Source organism: Variovorax sp. RCC_210, assembly GCF_041355175.1.
GTDB lineage: Bacteria > Pseudomonadota > Gammaproteobacteria > Burkholderiales > Burkholderiaceae_C > Variovorax.
Map to the genome: position 1 here is coordinate 162218 of NZ_JBFUPJ010000015.1, position 16856 is coordinate 179073.

The following is a 16856-nucleotide window of genomic DNA, read 5'->3' on the forward strand; positions in this document are numbered from 1 at the left end:
TCAAGGGGTATGTCCCGTGGGCCTCACTTTTTGCTTCGGGCTTCATTGCCTTGCGTGTGGTCGAACGCGCACCCAGTTGGCTTCGAGCGTGGCCGGGTCCCACCTGGCGAGAATGCATAGATCTCCAGAGCTTCAGGGGTGCTGACAACGTTCAGCACCGGAAAGCCGTTGCGGGCGAAGCCGCGAATGGTCGGAGACTGATCGAAGGCCTGTTGCGCATCGCGCTGCAGGCGATCCATCTCGGGCCGCGAGGATCCAGTGATCGATGAACAGCGAAAGCTCCATCGCGTTGAACGGAGCGCCGGGAACGTTCCCGGCGCTGCCGTGGAGTGATCTGGGTGCTGCAAAGCGCGTGTCAAATGCCATCCTTGCAGCTGACGGGCAGTGCCTCTCCGGGGCCTCGCGGGGTCTGGGCGAGCGTGTCAGTCGAGGGCGTCCTGGTCCGGCTGTGAAAATCCCCGGCACAATCTCGTCCATGATGGAGTTGGAAGCGCTGCCCGATGCGGAATTGGGCGAAAGAGCAGCCGAGTGGCGAAGACGGGCGCTGCAGGGCGAATGGGAGGCGCGCGGAATTGCGCATCAACTCGAAGCGGAGCTGCGCCGCCGCGCTGGTTCGGCCTTTCCGGCCTACGACACCCTGGACCTGCGGCCGCTCGAGGCCAAACAAAAGTCGCGCCACTGGTGGTGGCCTTGGTAGCGCGCGGAGCCATTGCCCGTGCAAACTCGCTCCGCGTGAATGCGGTGCTTTCGACCTGAAACGAGACAGGCAAGCCGGTATCGGCTCACACATGGACACCATGGGCGCCGATATCGTTGTGCGCCCCGGCGCGCCCGCCGGCTCGCAACAGACTCAAAGACCCATTGCAGAGATCGCATTGGCACAAAACGGTGTTGTCCGAAGCCTGGTCGCCGAAGGCCAGCTACGGACCGGTTCGCGTGCCAGAATCCGCGCGACCTGCACTTTACGCCCAGTCCTGCGTTGAACACTGCCACCAGCGACACGTCCAGCAGCCTGCGGGTGCTGCGCGAGCATCTTTCCTCGGCCTATGCGTCGCGCAACGCCGGTGTTTGCGGTCATCTCTGCTTCACTTTCATCGGCGGCGCGATGGGCTACTTCTATTTGAAGTTGCCCATGGTGCTGCCCTTTGTGGCGATGCTGGTCTGCGCGAACCTTTACGTGCTGTGCGCACCTCGCTGGCACGCCGGGGTGCCACTGGCCGATGGACCCCGTTGGGCACGCAGGCACACCCTGCAGATGACCCTCATCGGCGTGGCCACCGCACCCGTGCCTTGGTTCTTCGTATCGACACACAATCCGGAGGTGACGGCCCTGATGGCCATCCTCATCATGGTTGGCTGCGGCCTTGCCATGCAATCGTTGTGGCCCCTGACGACCTCGCTGTTCGGCTACGGCATCCCGATGATGGGAGGATTGATTGGTGCATTGCTCTGGCACAACGATGGCGTGAACCTGTTCCTGGCAGCCGTAGGCACGGCCTACTTGCTGTTTGCGCTGCGCCGAGGCGTCTTGCAGCACAAGCAACTGACCGATGCGCTGATCCTGCGCTTCGAGAACGAGTCGCTCGCAAGTCGCCTGACAGAGCAGATCGCGGCGACCGAGCGCGCCAGCGTGGAGAAGACACGCTTCCTTGCGGCCGCCAGCCACGATCTCCGCCAGCCCCTGCACGCCATCGCACTGTTCGGTGCGGCGCTGCAGAACGCGCTGCACGACCACCCCGAGCAGCCGAATGCCGAGCGGCTCATGCGTTCGGTCAGCGCGCTGGGCCACTCGCTGGACACCATGCTCGATGTTTCCCGCCTCGACGCCGGCGTGATAACACCGGAGATGCGGCCCGTCGCGCTCGACACGCTGCTGGTGTCGCTCAACCATGTCTTCCTGGCGCGTGCCGAGCAGGCGGACCTGCAGCTGCGAGTACAGGCCAGTGGTGCATGGGTCTACAGCGACGCGCATCTGCTGCAGAGGATGCTCTCGAACCTCGTTGACAACGCGCTCAAGTACACGGTGCGCGGCGGCGTCATCGTGCGGGTGCGCTCGCGCGGCGAGCGCCTGTGGGTCGAGGTGTGCGACACCGGCATCGGCATGGCGCCCGAGCAGTTGGGTCGCATCTTCGAGGAGTTCTATCAGATCAACAATTCGGAGCGCGACCGTGCACGCGGCCTTGGCATCGGCCTGTCCATCGTGCAGCGGCTGTCTCGACTGCTCGATCATCAGGTGCAGGTGCACTCCCGCGTGGATCGCGGCACCCGTTTTCGCGTGCACCTGCGCGCAGCACGTCCCCCGCCCGCCGCGCCACTCAGCCCGACGCCGGACGCCCTGCTGCCAGGTGGATTGCCGCGCCCGATGCCGCCCCGGTCTCGGACGCCAGCCTTGCCGCGGCGTGTGCTGCTGATCGACGACGAGGCCGAGATCCGTCAGGCGATGTGTGCGTTGCTGCGCGCATATGCGTTCGATGTACAGGCGGCGGTCGACGAGGGAACGGCGGCCATGGCACTGTCTCAGGCGGAAGCCGAGGGGCGAGCGTTCGACCTGCTGTTGTGCGACTATCGATTGGCCGATGGTGGCAGCGGACTCGATGTTGGCCTGCGACTGCGTTGGCGCACTGGCACGCGGATGCCGCTCCTGCTGATCACAGGTGAGACCGCGCCCGAGCGCCTGCGGCGGGTGCGTGAATCGGGTGTCCCCGTGCTGTTCAAGCCTGTCGATGCAGGCACGCTGCTGCACGCCATCGACAAGCTGCTCGGTCGCACCTGAACACGCCACAAGCAAGTTCTAAAAAAGTCGGGTCGCGTTCGACCGTTTGTGGAAGCCGAGGTCGCGGCCTGCACCGTCGACGCGCTGCGCGGGCAAATGCAGACCCCCTGCCCACCACCTGTCTGGCCGTGACGCCTTCACGTTCATCGCCTCCCGCCAAAGCATTCGGGCTACCTTCGCTCATGAGCACTTATTCGACCCACGAATGAAGTTGTCGCGCGCCCGCCGCTGATGTGATCCAGCACCGATGCACCGTGCATCGCCTGTGGCCCCGCACGATCGCCAAAGAGGCCAGCACCCTCAAGGGTTCGGGATGCCGCGGGGCCGAGTTCGCTCGTACGACGCGCCGCGTTCGGACATCCAAATCTCGCTGCGGCGACGCCATAGTCGCATTAGAGCCACCTGCAGCGGCAGCGAGGGCTAAACCCATGACACGCCGTCTGCATCGGCACACGTGCGACCGTGAAAAACATCACGTTCGGCAGCAGTCGGGCCAATCTCTTACAACCACGTAAATATTTGATGCTTAGAGTAATTAAATCTTACTGGTTTTTTTTTTCTCATGGCGTATCTCACATCCCTGGTTCCTTTTTTGTGGGGCCGCCGCATTTCCGCGCAGCGACAGCTGCAGTCGCTCTATCGCACCCAGGCGATCATCGAGTTCGAGCCGGACGGCACGGTGATCGACGCGAATGAGCCCTTCCTGGCGTTGATGCGCTACTCCTTGAAGCAACTCCGGGGTCGCCACCATCGCACCTTTGTCGACATGGCCGAGCAGGGCTCGCCGAGCTATGCACAGTTCTGGAACCGGCTGCAGCGCGGCGAGGCTTTCGTCGGGCGTTGCAGGCGTATCACGGGCGATGGCGAGGGGGTCTGGCTGCAGGCCAACTACAGCCCCGTGCTAGACGCCTCAGGCAAGGTTGTGAGGGTCGTCAAGTACGCCATGGACATTTCGGCGCAGGTGCTGCGCGACGCCGAAACACAAAGCCAACTGGCCGCGGTGGGCCGTGCGCAGGCCGTCATCGAATTCGACCTCGGAGGCCGCGTCTTGCGCGCCAACCGCAACTTCCTCGACGCTATGGGTTATCGCCATGAAGACGAGATCGTCGGCCGGCACCACAGCCTGTTCGTGCGACCCGAGCAGCGCGATGGGGCCGCGTACAAGGCCTTCTGGCAGGACCTGGCGCGCGGGCAATTTCACCAGGGCCAGTTCGAACGCGTTGGCCGCGACGGCAACACGGTGTGGATCGAGGCCAACTACAACCCGGTGTTCGACCACGCCGGCCAGCCGTTCAAGGTTGTCAAGTATGCGATTGACATCACCGCGCGCTTTGAGGCGACGCGCATGGTGCAGGGCGCGTTCGAGGAACTGCAGCAGCTGGTGCGGCACAGCGCCGGCCAGGCCGGCGACGCGCATTCGCACACCCGCCAGGTGGCCAGCGTCGCGCTCGACGGTGCCGACGCCTCGGCGGACGCGATGACGACGATGCAGCAGATCCAGGCCGACTCGAAGCGCGTCGCCGACATCGTAGGCCTGATTGACGGCATCGCCTTCCAGACCAAGATGCTCGCGCTCAATGCGGCCGTGGAGGCTGCGCGCGCGGGGGAGCAGGGGCGAGGCTTTGCGGTGGTCGCGGGCGAGGTGCGCAGCCTGGCGCACCGCAGCGCCGCCGCCGCGCGCGAGATCGGCGGTCTGATCTCTGCGTCGACCGCGCGCGTACAGGTCGGCAATGAAAAAGTGCAGGCCTCGGGCCGCGTCATGCGCGAGATCCAGCAATCGGCGCAGCAGGCGTCGAAGATCATGGAAGCGATCGTCGACGCCTCGCGTACCCAGGACCTGCGCCTGGGCGCGGTGCACAAGGCAATGGCGCAGTTGGAGGCGGCGGACAGCCGGTGACAGGCACACACCCGCTGCGTGCTGACCGCTCGTGCACTTGAGCGAAAGCGGTGCAGGTTTGGCGGGAAGCCTTGAATACGGCATGGGTTACATCATCGAGCCCACGCGCTCAGACGAACGGAGTGCGTTCACTCTCGCGGGCACGCGGAAAAATTCGATGGGGCGGCGAAGGGGTTGACCCGACCGAATCCAGGGCAGTCACCCGCGGAATCGACGCACGATTCGAACCGCGGCCGACAACAACCTCACCGACGAGACACGGACGTCCGCGGCGGCGCGTCGACGTAGACGCTAGGAGCCGGTGCTGAATGACACTGTTCTTTCGCCTGCGCGCCATTGAACTCTCGTCTTCGCACACGCGCTTGGCGCGCTCTGGCGTAGCGAGGTTCACTCAGCTGTATTGTCGTGAGTCCTTCTTTCCACACCTCTTACCACGCATACCCCGCCTGCACCCGAGCCGCCACCCTGCTATTGCTCCCGCTACTCGTAGCCGTCGAAACCCCTACCCCCAGATTCAGGTTGTCATTGACCTGATACCCAAACGCGAAGCCGACAGCCGATGCACCCGCATAGTTGCCAACCGCAGCGCCGATCCATTTCTTGCCCACCGGCAGCGTTGGCATCGACGGCATGGCCAGCGCAGCGGCCAGGCCCTGCGCAGCAAATGCATTGGCCTGGCTGGTTGCGTTGCTCACTGCTCGCTGCAACTGATTGACGTTGACTGCGTCAGTGCCCAGCACCCCCGGCGCGACATTCGTGATGCCGCGCAACTGACCGGTGGCGGCGTTGCCCACCGACACGGTGTTGTCGCGCTCCGCCACGGAACCCTGGCCCAGTGCGACCGCATTGTTGCCAGAGGCCAATGTGTTGGCGCCCAGCGCCACGGCATTGTTGCCGGTGGCGGTGGCGTTGTTGCCAACTGCGGTGGTGGGATCGGCCAGCGCCTTGGCGCCTGCACCGATGGCGACCGAGCCCGCATTGCTGGCTTGCGCCCCGTTGCCGATGGCCACGGTGTTCTCGCCGTTGGCCTGTGCGTTGGCGCCCATCGATGTGCTGCCCGCGCCGCTGGAACTGGCGCCGGGGCCGCAGGCTACGGCACCGCCAGCGTCCACAGCGCAGACGCCGCTGGCCAGGGCCTGGTTCATCAGCGTCTGTAGCGCCGTCACCTGCTGCACGGTGAAGTTGTTGGCCGTGGTGATGGCCGTCTGTTGTGCCTGCTGCACTTGACCGACGTTGGCTGCATCGGTGGTCGCCTGACCCGCGCTCACGTTGCTGATGGTGGTGCCGGCGCCGCCGTTGGCGTTGAGCTGCAGCGTTGTGCCGCCCGCGCCGTACTGCGCCGAGTTCTGCGCGAGGGACCGCGCGGTCGACGCGGTCTGCTGCACGGTGTAAAGCTGGCTGCCGTTGACGGCGTCGGTGCTCGTGGCGTTCACCGCGCCCGCGTTGACGTTGACGAGGGTACGCGTCTGGCCCGGCGAGCCGAATGAAACGGTGTTTGCCGCGGTGGCGACCGAGTTGGCGCCGATGGCTGCGCTATTGGTCGCGCCGCTGGCAACCTGGCTGCCCGTGCCGACGGCCACGCTGCCGGTGGCCAGCGCCGACGCACCGGATGACCCGTTGTAGGCGCCGCCAATGGCGGTGCTGCCGTTGCCCAATGCCGCGGCGCCCTGGCTGGCGCCCGAGGCACTGCCGATGGCGACCGCCGAGACGCCCGATGCCTGCGCGCCGCCGCCGCCCGCTTGGCCGCTGAAGCCGCAGCAGCCGTCCGTGCCCTGGCCTCCCGATCCGACGGCGATGGCGCCGTTGGCCGAAGCTTGTGCACCGCTGCCGCCGTTGCCGCCCGTGCCGCCCGCGATCCCCTGCCCGGCGGTGCCGCCGCCGCCGATGGCCGTCGCGCCGTTCCCGTTTGCGCTGGCGCCCGCTCCACCTCTGCCGCCGGTCCCGCCGGCGGTTCCGTTGCTACCGTCGCCGCCCGCTCCGATCGCGGTGACGCCATCTCCGGAGACCGTGGCTGCGCCACCGCCGCTGCTGCTCGTCGAGCCCGGCTGGTTGGGGCCGGGGTTACCGGCATCTCCGGCAACGTAGCCCGCTGCGTGAGCGCTTCCCATGGTGAGCAGGGCGACGGCCGCCAAGTACCGGCGCGAGATCTGGAGTCGAGTGAGCATGGTTCTTACCTTGCAGGAACGGATAAGACAAAACGCGAGCGAGTGTGTCTTTTTGCTTTTAGAAGAGCCATACCCGAGAACTGGTAGATCCGGCTCCGGCAAGGCTCGGCGTCAGGTTGAGCGCGTCACATTCCCAGCCGGATCATTCGCGCGGGATGTGGTGTACCAACCGAGCCGCGAGCAGAAAAATGATCGCTGCATGCTGGCGCTCGCTGCCTGCCGCACTGGCGCTCACTCTCTCGCAGCTGATGAGCGCCAGCCCCAGGCTTCCGCCGCGAGTGCCGGAACAGCCCGTCAACGCCATCGCCGATTTCTCGGCCACACCGTTGAACGCGATGACGCAGAAGGTGCAGCTCCCAGATACCGGCTCGAGCTTCCAGCTTTTGCCCAATGGCACCACTTCTTCGCCACCCGCGTCGCAATGGCGAAGCTCGCCGCGCACAGCCTCGACGTGCAGTACTGCCTGCCGGCCGCGGACAACACGTGTCGCCATCGTCGATTCATCGCACGAGCGTCACGACAACTCGGGGATGTCCGAAAGGTCAAGGGATGGTTCCCACCGATGTGGGAGGGGGGTCTCGAGATAGGCGGTGCCACACGAAGTCGCTTCGCCTGCCGCCCTGCGGCCCGCCGGCGCACCAGCGCTGGTCCGCCAACGCAGCGCCACCGCCAGCACACGGTGCGGGGCTCGCCTGGCGCGCCGCGGCCGGTCCACTCCCGGCCTCGTATCGGATCGGCCTCGCAGATGAACGTCAAGCTGCTGGCCCGTGCTTCGCGAGGGGCGGCGCAAAAAAAAGTGCGCGGCTATTGCAACTGCTGCAGCCTCGCCGTATATTACTCTGCATTACCAAGTATGGCATTGCAATACCGCGGAACGCGAAGACAGAGCTTTCCAAGTGCTGCAGCCCGGAGACATGACTGATTTTTCGAACTACTTCCCGCAGCGAATTCAGTGTGATCGGCTCGACGTCATCCCGCTGCTGCAGCAAGGCCTGGAGCGCGGCGGCGAGCGCTGCGTCCTTGCATACGAGGGCCACGAGGTCAGTGAAGCGGAGATGCGCGCACGCGTCATTGACGTGCAGGCCCAGCTCGCCGAGGCGGGCATCAGGCCGGGAGAACGCGTGGCGGTCATGCTGTCCAACTCGATCGAGCACGTTGCCTTGATCTACGCGCTGATCCTCTCGGGTGTCGTGTGGGTTCCAGTGAATGTGCGCCTGCGTGGTGCAGGCCTGGCCTACATCGTGAGGCACTCGCGCCCGGCGTTTTTGGTTTTCGACGCCGAGTTCGAGCAACCGGTGGCAGGGCTGCAGGACGTGAGGACGCTTCGTTTGCGGCGGTTCGCAGGCCCGGGGAGCAACCCCGGCGCGCTGGTGTGCAACCACGCCATCCCGCACGGTGCGCCACTGTGCATCATCTATACCTCCGGGACGACCGGCGCGCCCAAGGGCGTGGTGTTCACCCACCGGATGCTGCGCATCGCAAGCGAAGCCGCGCTGATGGTGGCGGACATGGGGGCCGGCGATCGCGCCTTTCTGTGGGAGCCGCTGTGCCACATAGGCGGCGCGCAGATGCTGATGGTGCCCTTTCTGGTGCCGGCCCGGCTGCACGTGGTCAGGCGTTTCTCGGCCAGCCAGTTCTGGAGCCAGTGGCGGGCCGCCGAGGCCACGCACCTGCACTACCTGGGCGGCGTCCTGGATGTGCTCATGCAGATGCCCGAATCCGGCGCGATCCGGGTGGCCTGGGGTGCGGGTACTTCAGCGCAGGCCTGGAACCCGATCAGGGAGCGCTTCGGCTGTGCGTTGCGCGAGTGCTACGGCATGACGGAATGCTCGAGCTTCGCGACGCTGAACAGCAGTGGAACGCCGGGCTCGATCGGTGCCGCACTGCCGTGGATCCGCGTCGAACTGCTGGATACGTCGGGCCAGCCGGTGGCGGACGGGCAGCCGGGGGAGATCGTGCTGTCGACACAGGTGGAGGGCGCGTTCCTTCCGGGCTATCTGGACGATCCTGAGGCCACACGCCAGGCGCTGCGCGACGGCAAGCTGCACACCGGCGACATGGCGCGCCGGCTGCCCAACGGCGAGTACGCGTTCGTGGGCCGCCGCACGGATTCCATGCGTGTGCGTGGAGAGAACGTGTCGGCCTGGGAAGTCGAGCGCGTCTTCATTGAGCACCCCGCCATCCGGATGGCCGCTGCGGTGGGCGTGCCCAGCGCCATTGGCGAGCAGGACATCTTCTTGCATGTCCTCTTCGAACCCGGCGCCACCGTGGGCTGGCACGAACTGGTGGCCTGGGCGCAACCGCGCCTGGCCAGTTTCCAGCTACCGCGCTACTACACGGCGGCCGAGGCATTCGAGCTGACCCCGAGCGAACGGATCCGCAAGCACTTGCTGTCCAGCAATGTGGCCGACGCGTGGGACCGCACCCTTCAACACAACCTCCCAGGAGCCATGCCCATGTCGAACCTCAACGAACGTGTCGTCGTCCAGCGATGCGATGCCGTCGGCGTCATTCGCCTCAATCGTCCCGAAAAGCTCAATGCCTGGACCGTGGCGATGCGCAACGAACTCATGCGCGCGATGAAGGCCTTTGAAGCGGATGGGGATGTTCGCGCCATCGTGCTCACTGGTACCGGCGAGCGGGCTTTTTGCGCCGGCCAGGACCTGGAGGAGGCGCACGGCTTCAGCGTTGACGAGGCGGAGGCGTGGATCCGCGGCTGGGACGTGTTCTATTCCGTGCTGCGCGGGCTGTCCAAGCCCTTGGTCATGGCGCTCAATGGTCTGGCGGCCGGCTCTGCGTTCCAGGCTTCGTTGATGGGCGACGTGCGCGTTGGTCATGCCGGCGTGCGCATGGGGCAGCCGGAGATCAACTCGGGCATCGCCAGCATCACCGGCCCTTGGATCATGAACCAAATGCTGGGCATGTCCCGCACCGTCGAGCTGACCCTGACCGGCCGGCTGATGGAGGCCGACGAAAGCCATCGACTGGGCCTCATCCATCACATCGTCCCGAAGGAGGACGTGCTCGCGCGCGCGATCGCGATCGCGAACGAACTGGGCTCGAAGCCGCCGGTCGCGATGGCCCTGGACAAGGCGCGTTTCCGCGAAATGACCGAACCGTCGTTCCGAGAAACCATCGAGGCGGCGGTCCGGGCGCATCGCACGTCCTACGAGAGCAACGAGCCGCAGCGCATGGTCGAGGCGTTCTACAGGACACGCGGGGGTGAGTTGCCCGCGCAAGCCGCGGCGGCGTGAGCACATGGCAATGACACTCGTCCCGCCCGTGCAGGCGCCCGCGACGCCGGTGCTCGCCATTGAAGGCCTCACGATCGAACTGCCCGCCGGCGCCGATCGACCCTATGCGGCCAGGAGCCTGGATATCTCGGTCTATCCCGGTCAGACAACATGCATCGTGGGCGAGTCCGGCTCCGGCAAGTCGCTGGCGGCCATGGCCACCATGCGGCTGCTGCCGCATGGGGTGCGCATGAGTGCCGGGGCGATACGCCTGAACGGCACGAACCTGACGGAGCTGACGGACCGCCAAATGCGCGCGGTGCGGGGCAGCGACATCGGCATGATCTTCCAGGAGCCACTCACGGCACTCAACCCGGTGATGCGCATCGGCGAGCAGATCAAGGAGGTGCTCGAGGTCCATGGCCAGGGCACGCGCGCCAGTCGCACCGCGAGGGCGCTGGCGCTGATCGCCGAAGTGGGATTGCCCGATCCGCAGCGGATCATCCGCGCCTTCCCCCATGAGCTTTCCGGTGGCCAGCGCCAGCGTGTCGTGATCGCCATGGCGCTGGCGCTGGAGCCCAGGCTCCTGATTGCGGATGAGCCGACCACCGCGCTGGACGTCACGACCCAGGCGCAGATCCTCAAGCTCATTGGCGAACTGCGCCGCAAGCACCAGATGGCGGTGATGTTCATCACCCACGATTTCGGCGTGGTGCGCGAGATCGCCGACCGGGTGATCGTGATGCGCCATGGCGAGAAGGTTGAGGAGGGCAGTGCACAGGCCGTGCTGGGCAACCCGCAGCATGAGTACACCCGCAAGCTGCTGGCGGCCGTGCCGACCATGGTCCCGCCGCCGCCGCGTGAGCTGCCGGCCGAGCTGGCCCTGGTTGTCAAGAACCTGAACAAGACCTACGGCCAGCGCCAGCTTTTCGCGGGCAAGCGCACGGTGCATGCGGTGTCCGATGTGAGCTTTTCCATCCGCCGCGGCGAGACCCTGGGCCTTGTGGGCGAATCCGGCTCGGGCAAATCGACGGTGGGTCGCTGCGTCATACGGCTGATCGAGCCCGACGACGGAACGATCCGGGTGGGCGACCTGGCCTTCGACAGCCTTTCCGTGCGCGCGCTGCGGCCGCAGCGCCGTCGGGTGCAGATGGTGTTCCAGGACCCCTTCGGCTCCTTGGACCAGCGCCGCACCGTGGGTGCGAGCATCTCCGAAGGGATGATCGCCAATGGGGCGTCCAGGCAGGAAGCGCGCGCGCGCAGCGTGGAGCTGCTCGAACTCGTCGGACTGCAGGGCGCGGCCGTGGATCGCTATCCGCACGAATTCTCGGGCGGTCAGCGCCAGCGCGTGGGCATCGCGCGCGCGCTTGCAATGAAGCCGGACGTTCTGATCGCAGACGAGGCGGTTTCCGCCCTGGACGTCTCCGTGCAGTACCAGGTGCTGCAGCTTCTGCGGGAGGTCCAGGCCAAGATGGGCCTGGCCATCCTGTTCGTGACACACGACCTGCGGGTGGCCGCGCAGATGTGCGACCGGATCGCCGTGATGCAAAAGGGCAAGCTCGTGGAGTTGAGGGACACGCACGAGTTGCTTTCCTCGCCGGCGCACGCCTACACGCAATCGCTGCTGGCCGCGATTCCCGGCCACGAGCTGTCCCCGCCTCGCGATGCGTCAGCCGCGACGTTCCTGGAGATGGCATGCGAGTAGCCGCCATACACCGGCGTCCCGCTGCCTGGGCCTATGCCGAGAGCCAGCCCTTGCCGGTCAGCATCTCGGCTTTGCTGGATGGCGCGGCGGCCGATCACCCCGAGCGCGTCTTCTGGAACGCCATCGAGGACGAAGGCGCGTCGCTCAGCTATGCCGAGTTCGCGCGTCTGACGCGGGTGTGCGCGGGGCATCTGCGCGCCGCCGGCGTGGGCAAAGGCTCGCACGTGGGGCTGATGCTGCCCAACGTCGCAGACTTTCTCGTCGCATGGATCGCGTTGTGCCGCCTGGGTGCCGTGGCCGTGATGGTCAACACATCGAGCACCAGCGCGGAACTGGCGCGGATGCTGCGCGTCACCGATGCGACGTTCCTTGTGATCGACGCGGCCTATCTCGACGCCTACGCGGACATGCCCGGCGAGTCGAAGCTTCGGGCAGGGCATGTGTTCGTTCGCGGGGGCTCGGAGACACGCCAGGCACAGCCGCCAATGGTGGATTTCGAAAGCCTGCTGCTGGGCGACCCTGAAGACGCGGGTGACGTGGAAGACGCGCAAGACGTGGCAGAGGGAAATGCGCACCGCACGGTGACGCTGGACGACATCGCCAGCATCCAGTTCACCTCGGGTTCCAGCGGCATGCCCAAGGCTTGCATGCTGTCGCACCGTTACTGGCTGACGCTGGGCAAGGCGCGCTCGTGCGTGGGTCCGGCGCCGCGGCGCATGCTGATCGACGCGCCCCTGTTCTACATGGGGCCGCTGTGGCGGGTCGTGATGTCCATGTATTGCGGCACCACGATGTGCGTGGCCCGCAAGGTCAGCCTCAGCAGGCTCTTCGATCGCATCGTCGCGCATGACATCGAAACCTGCGCCGTGACCTACCCGGTCGCCAAGCTAGAGCCGGATCCGCGCCTGCTGCGATCCTCGCTCAAATGGCTGGCCACCTACGGCCTGGCCAAGGAGCTCCATGCCGGCATGGAGAGGATGTTTGGCGTGCCCGTGCGGGAGATCTACGGCATGACCGAGGTCGGATCGGTGCTGGCCATGCCGGTGGAAGACGCGAGCATGGTGGGATCGGGCTCCTGCGGGCTGCCCGCGCCGTTTCGTCGCTGCAGGATCGTCGTCGACGGTCGGGACGTGGAGACCGGTTCGGCCGGCGAACTGTGGGTCGCGGGACCGGGCATGTTCTCGGGGTACTACGGCGATCCGCAGGCCAGCGCGTCGGCGTTCGAAGGCGAATGGTTTCGTACCGGCGATCTCTTCAAGTGCGACGAGAGCGGCTACTACTACATGCTCGGGCGCATCAAGGACGTGATCCGGCGCAGCGGCGAGAACATCTCGGCCGCGGAGATCGAGCTGACGGTCAACGCCATCGACGGCGTGCTCGAAGCCGCGGCCGTGCCGGTGCCGGACCCGCTGCGCGGCGAGGAAGTCAAGATCGTCGTGGCCCGCGCTCCGGGCGCCAGCGGCGAACGGCTCTCGGCCCAGGCCATCGTCCAGGCATGCCAGGCCGCCTTGTCCCCCTTCAAGGTGCCGCGCTATGTGCAGTTCCTCGATGCGCTGCCAAAGACGGCCAGCGGAAAACTCGACAAACCCAGTCTCAAGAACGCGCAGGCGATCGGCGCCGACGTGTTCGATGCACGACCCGAAAAGCAAAGGTAGACACACATGAAATCAGATGACGTTGGAATCATCGGCTACGGAAGTTCGGCCTACGAGAAGGACGGCACGCAGCCGACCTTCGCGTACCTCGCGGACGCCGCGGCGGCCTGTCTGGCCAGCGCGGGCATTCCGAAATCGATGGTCGATGGCCTGGCATTGAGTTCCTTTCATGCGCCGCCCGACAACGCGGCGACGCTGGGCGAGTACCTCGGCCTGGAACTGAACTGGGCGCATTTCTTCTCGGCGGCGAGTGCGGGCCCGGTCATCTCGGTGATGGAGGCGGTCCGGGCCGTGGAGTCGGGGGTCGCCAACTGCGTCATGTGCCTGGGCGGCGACAGCCGGACCATGGCCGATTTTCGCCACCTCATCTCTCGCTTCAACGACGCGGTGGCCAACTACGCCGCGCCGCTCAACTTCGGCGGCATGAACGGCTTCTTCTCGATGATCCAGCGCCGCCACATGCATGAGTTCGGCACCCGGCGCGAGCAGCTGGGCCGCATCGCCGTGGCCCAGCGCTACAACGCGCTGCGCAATCCGCAGTCGCTGTTCAAGAAGGCGCTGACGATCGACGACTACCTGAACGCGCGGATGATCGCGGACCCTCTGCGCCTGTACGACTGCCCGATGCCGGCCTCCGGCGCGGACGCCATCCTGGTGGCACCGCTGGACCGGGCGCAGCCCGGCAAGGGCGTGCGCATTCTCTCGGGGTTTCAGCGGCACAACCACCTCCCCGGCGAGATCACGCCGCTGAGCGGCGGCTGGGAGGCCTTCCGCGAGAACTTGTTCAGCGAGGCGGGTGTGTCACACGACGAGCTGGACCTGGTGCAGCTGTATGACGACTACCCCATCATGGTTTCGATCCAGTTGGAAGACCTGGGCTTTTGCAAGAAGGGAGAGGTCGGGGCTTTTCTGGAACGCCATTCCTTGACCTTCGACGGGAGCTTTCCGCTCAACACCAGCGGCGGCCAGCTGTCCTGCGCTGCAACCGCCGGCGGCGGCGGCCTGATTGGCGTGCTGGAGACGGTGTGCCAGCTGCGTGGCGAAGCCGGCGAGCGCCAAGTCAAGGATGCGCGCACCGGGCTGATCAGCGGGTTCGGCATGGTGTCGTACGGCCACGGCCTCTCGGCCAGCGCATTGATTCTTCAGAAAGCGGAGGCGTAAATGGAATTTCCTATGCCGACCGAGGATTCGGTCAACCGTGCCATGTTGCAGGCGTGGCGCACGCGCGGACAGCTGATGCTGCAGCACTGCAGGAAGTGTGCGGCCGTGACCTACTACCCGCGCAAGCGCTGCCCTTCGTGCTGGTCAGATGCGCTGGACAACCAGCCGTCGGGCGGCCAGGGGACCGTGATCAGCTATTCGGTTGTTCACCGCGGCGTTGACGAGGCGTTCCGGCAGCTGGGCGCCACCGTGACGCTGGCATCGGTGAAGACCGACGAAGGCCCTCAGATCATCACGCTCATCGTCGGGGACGACCGTGGCGAGGTCGCGATCGGGGGCCGGGTGAAGCTCGCGCAAGGCGCCGACCCCCAGCGCTATCCGTTGCCGGTCTATGCGCTCGCTGACGAAGCAGGAGGGGTGCCATGACGCCCTTCCTCGCACGGCGCCTGATCACCGCGGCATTCCTGCTGCTGGGCGTCTCCGTGATCGGCTTCCTGATCCTGACGCTGGCGCCCGGCGGGCCGCTCTCGATCCTGGCCGCGACCGGCGACATGTCGCAGGAAGATCTGCATCGGCTCGCGGTCCAGATGGGACTGGACGATCCGCTGCCGGTGCAGTACCTGCGCTGGCTGGGCCACCTGCTTCAGGGCGACTGGGGCCGGTCTTACCGCGACCAGTTGCCGGTGCTGGAGATCATCGCATCGCGGCTGGGCAACACGCTGCTGCTGATGCTGACGTCGACGGCCATCGCGGTGGTCGTGGGCACCTGGATCGGCGTGATCAGCGGGATCAGCCGAGGCGGCAAGTTCGACATGGTCACGTCGGTGGTGTTCGTGACGCTGCTGTCGATTCCCACCTTCTGGCTGGGCCTGGTCGCCATCTACCTGTTCTCCGTCCAGCTCGGATGGTTGCCGGCGGGAAATCGCGAGACGCCGGGCGACGGGTCTTTCACGGACATGGTTGTGCACCTGCTGATGCCTGCCCTGGTCCTGGCCTTGGTCCATGTGGCGGTGTGGAGCCGGTACATGCGCGCTGCAGTCATCGACGCGATCTCACAGGATTACATCCGCACGGCGCGCTCGAAGGGCATGTCGGAAGCGCAGGTGCTTTGGCGGCACGTGCTTCCCAATTCGCTGCTTCCGATGATTTCGATTGCAGGCATGCACATTCCTGCGCAGCTGGGCGGCGCCCTGGTCACGGAAACCGTGTTCACCTGGCCGGGCATGGGACGGCTGTTCATGGATTCGCTCAACTACCGTGACTATCCCGTGGTGCTCGGCGTCCTGATGCTCACGGCCATCCTGACGCTGCTGGGCAGCCTGATTGCGGACATCTGCTACGCGGTGGCCGACCCCCGGGTGCGTCCCGCCTAAGCCTCCAGGAGTCCCCATGAAATCTCTTGCTACCACCGCCGGCGGCCTGGCCGGGTCCGCGGCCGTTCGCAAACCTTCGCGCGCGCTGTGCGCGGCAATCTTCATCATCGCGATGATCGCCGTGTGCGTGTTCGTTCCGCTGCTGCTGCCCTGGACCGACACGCAGGTCGACATCGTCAACCGTCATCTGCCGCCGGGCTGGGGCGTTCATCCCGCCGGGACCGACGAGCTGGGCCGCGACATGCTCGCACGGCTCATGGTGGCCGGGCGCATCTCGCTGTCCCTGGGGGTGGCGGCCATGGCCATGAGCATGTGCATCGGCGTGAGCCTGGGCCTGCTGGCGGGCTTCTATGGCGGCAGGATCGGCAACGCGATCATGCGGATGGTCGACGTCGCGCTGTGCTTTCCGAACGTCTTCCTGATGCTCACGCTGTCAGCCTTGCTGCAGCCCAGCGTCGTCACCCTGATCGTGCTGATCGCGTGCACGTCCTGGATGGAGATCGCGCGCGTCGTGCAGGCACAGGTTGCCTCGCTCAAGGAGCGCGAGTTCGCACTCGCGGCCACCTCGGTGGGCTGCAGCGACGCGCATCTGATCTTCAAGGTGCTGCTGCCCAACACCATGCCCACCATCCTGGTGGCCGCGACGCTGAACGTGGCGCACGCGATCCTTGCCGAGAGCTACGTCAGTTTCCTGGGCTATGGCGTGCAGCCGCCCACGCCCAGCTGGGGAAACATGCTCAACCAAGCGCAAGGCTACCTGGACTCCGCGCCGTGGATGGCCATCCTGCCCGGCGCCCTCATCACGCTCACCGTGCTGAGCTTTCACTTCCTCGGGGAAGGCGTGCTCGACCTGTTTGACGTGCGGTCGCGCAAGCGCTGACCGACCCTTTCCAA

At 66.1% G+C, this 16856-nt stretch carries 13 protein-coding genes and 1 pseudogene; 11 read left to right on the forward strand and 3 right to left on the reverse strand.

Annotated features, from left to right (window positions below; translation table 11 throughout):
- Positions 1-23 precede the first annotated feature (23 nt).
- Positions 24-239 (reverse strand): hypothetical protein, encoded by a 216-nt coding sequence (locus AB6807_RS31555; protein ID WP_371087657.1) that lies wholly within the window; start codon positions 237-239, stop codon positions 24-26.
- A 26-nt stretch (positions 240-265) separates the two neighbouring features.
- Between AB6807_RS31555 and AB6807_RS31560 the strand changes: the two genes are divergently transcribed.
- The 3 genes from AB6807_RS31560 to AB6807_RS31570 all read left to right on the forward strand — a co-directional run bounded on the left by AB6807_RS31560 (position 266) and on the right by AB6807_RS31570 (position 4670).
- Positions 266-697, forward strand: coding sequence for a hypothetical protein (locus tag AB6807_RS31560; RefSeq protein WP_371087658.1), 432 nt, complete (start codon positions 266-268; stop codon positions 695-697).
- A 282-nt stretch (positions 698-979) separates the two neighbouring features.
- Entirely contained in the window at positions 980-2773 is a 1794-nt protein-coding gene (locus AB6807_RS31565; RefSeq protein ID WP_371087659.1) for a hybrid sensor histidine kinase/response regulator, read from the forward strand.
- A 562-nt stretch (positions 2774-3335) separates the two neighbouring features.
- Positions 3336-4670, forward strand: a complete 1335-nt coding sequence (locus AB6807_RS31570; protein ID WP_371087660.1) for a methyl-accepting chemotaxis protein — start codon at positions 3336-3338, stop codon at positions 4668-4670.
- 428 nt (positions 4671-5098) lie between these two features.
- Here the strand turns inward: AB6807_RS31570 and AB6807_RS31575 are convergent, their stop codons facing one another.
- A complete protein-coding gene (locus tag AB6807_RS31575) occupies positions 5099-6835 on the reverse strand; it encodes a YadA family autotransporter adhesin (protein ID WP_371087661.1) in 1737 nt (578 codons plus the stop codon).
- Positions 6836-6977: 142 nt separating this feature from the next.
- The gene (locus AB6807_RS31580) at positions 6978-7328 is read right to left on the reverse strand and encodes a hypothetical protein (protein WP_371087662.1); all 351 of its coding nucleotides are present in this window, start codon (positions 7326-7328) and stop codon (positions 6978-6980) included.
- A gap of 421 nt (positions 7329-7749) precedes the next feature.
- On the opposite strand from AB6807_RS31580, the pseudogene AB6807_RS31585 reads away from it, so the two are divergent.
- The 8 genes and pseudogenes from AB6807_RS31585 to AB6807_RS31620 form a co-directional block, all read left to right on the forward strand.
- A pseudogene (locus AB6807_RS31585) lies at positions 7750-9192 on the forward strand (AMP-binding protein); the annotation flags it as partial.
- Positions 9193-9291: 99 nt separating this feature from the next.
- Positions 9292-10089 (forward strand): enoyl-CoA hydratase/isomerase family protein, encoded by a 798-nt coding sequence (locus AB6807_RS31590; protein ID WP_371087710.1) that lies wholly within the window; start codon positions 9292-9294, stop codon positions 10087-10089.
- Between the two features lie 10 nt (positions 10090-10099).
- Positions 10100-11773 (forward strand): ABC transporter ATP-binding protein, encoded by a 1674-nt coding sequence (locus tag AB6807_RS31595; protein WP_371087663.1) that lies wholly within the window; start codon positions 10100-10102, stop codon positions 11771-11773.
- A 50-nt stretch (positions 11774-11823) separates the two neighbouring features.
- Complete coding sequence (locus AB6807_RS31600) at positions 11824-13428, forward strand: class I adenylate-forming enzyme family protein (protein ID WP_371087664.1); 1605 nt, start codon at positions 11824-11826, stop codon at positions 13426-13428.
- A gap of 6 nt (positions 13429-13434) precedes the next feature.
- Positions 13435-14589 (forward strand): thiolase family protein, encoded by a 1155-nt coding sequence (locus AB6807_RS31605; protein ID WP_371087665.1) that lies wholly within the window; start codon positions 13435-13437, stop codon positions 14587-14589.
- Between the two features lie 12 nt (positions 14590-14601).
- The gene (locus AB6807_RS31610) at positions 14602-15015 is read left to right on the forward strand and encodes a Zn-ribbon domain-containing OB-fold protein (protein WP_371087666.1); all 414 of its coding nucleotides are present in this window, start codon (positions 14602-14604) and stop codon (positions 15013-15015) included.
- Positions 15012-15962, forward strand: coding sequence for an ABC transporter permease (locus AB6807_RS31615; protein WP_371087667.1), 951 nt, complete (start codon positions 15012-15014; stop codon positions 15960-15962). Before AB6807_RS31610 ends, AB6807_RS31615 begins: the two co-directional genes overlap by 4 nt.
- A 16-nt stretch (positions 15963-15978) precedes the next feature.
- Positions 15979-16842 (forward strand): ABC transporter permease, encoded by an 864-nt coding sequence (locus AB6807_RS31620; RefSeq protein WP_371087668.1) that lies wholly within the window; start codon positions 15979-15981, stop codon positions 16840-16842.
- Positions 16843-16856 lie beyond the last annotated feature (14 nt).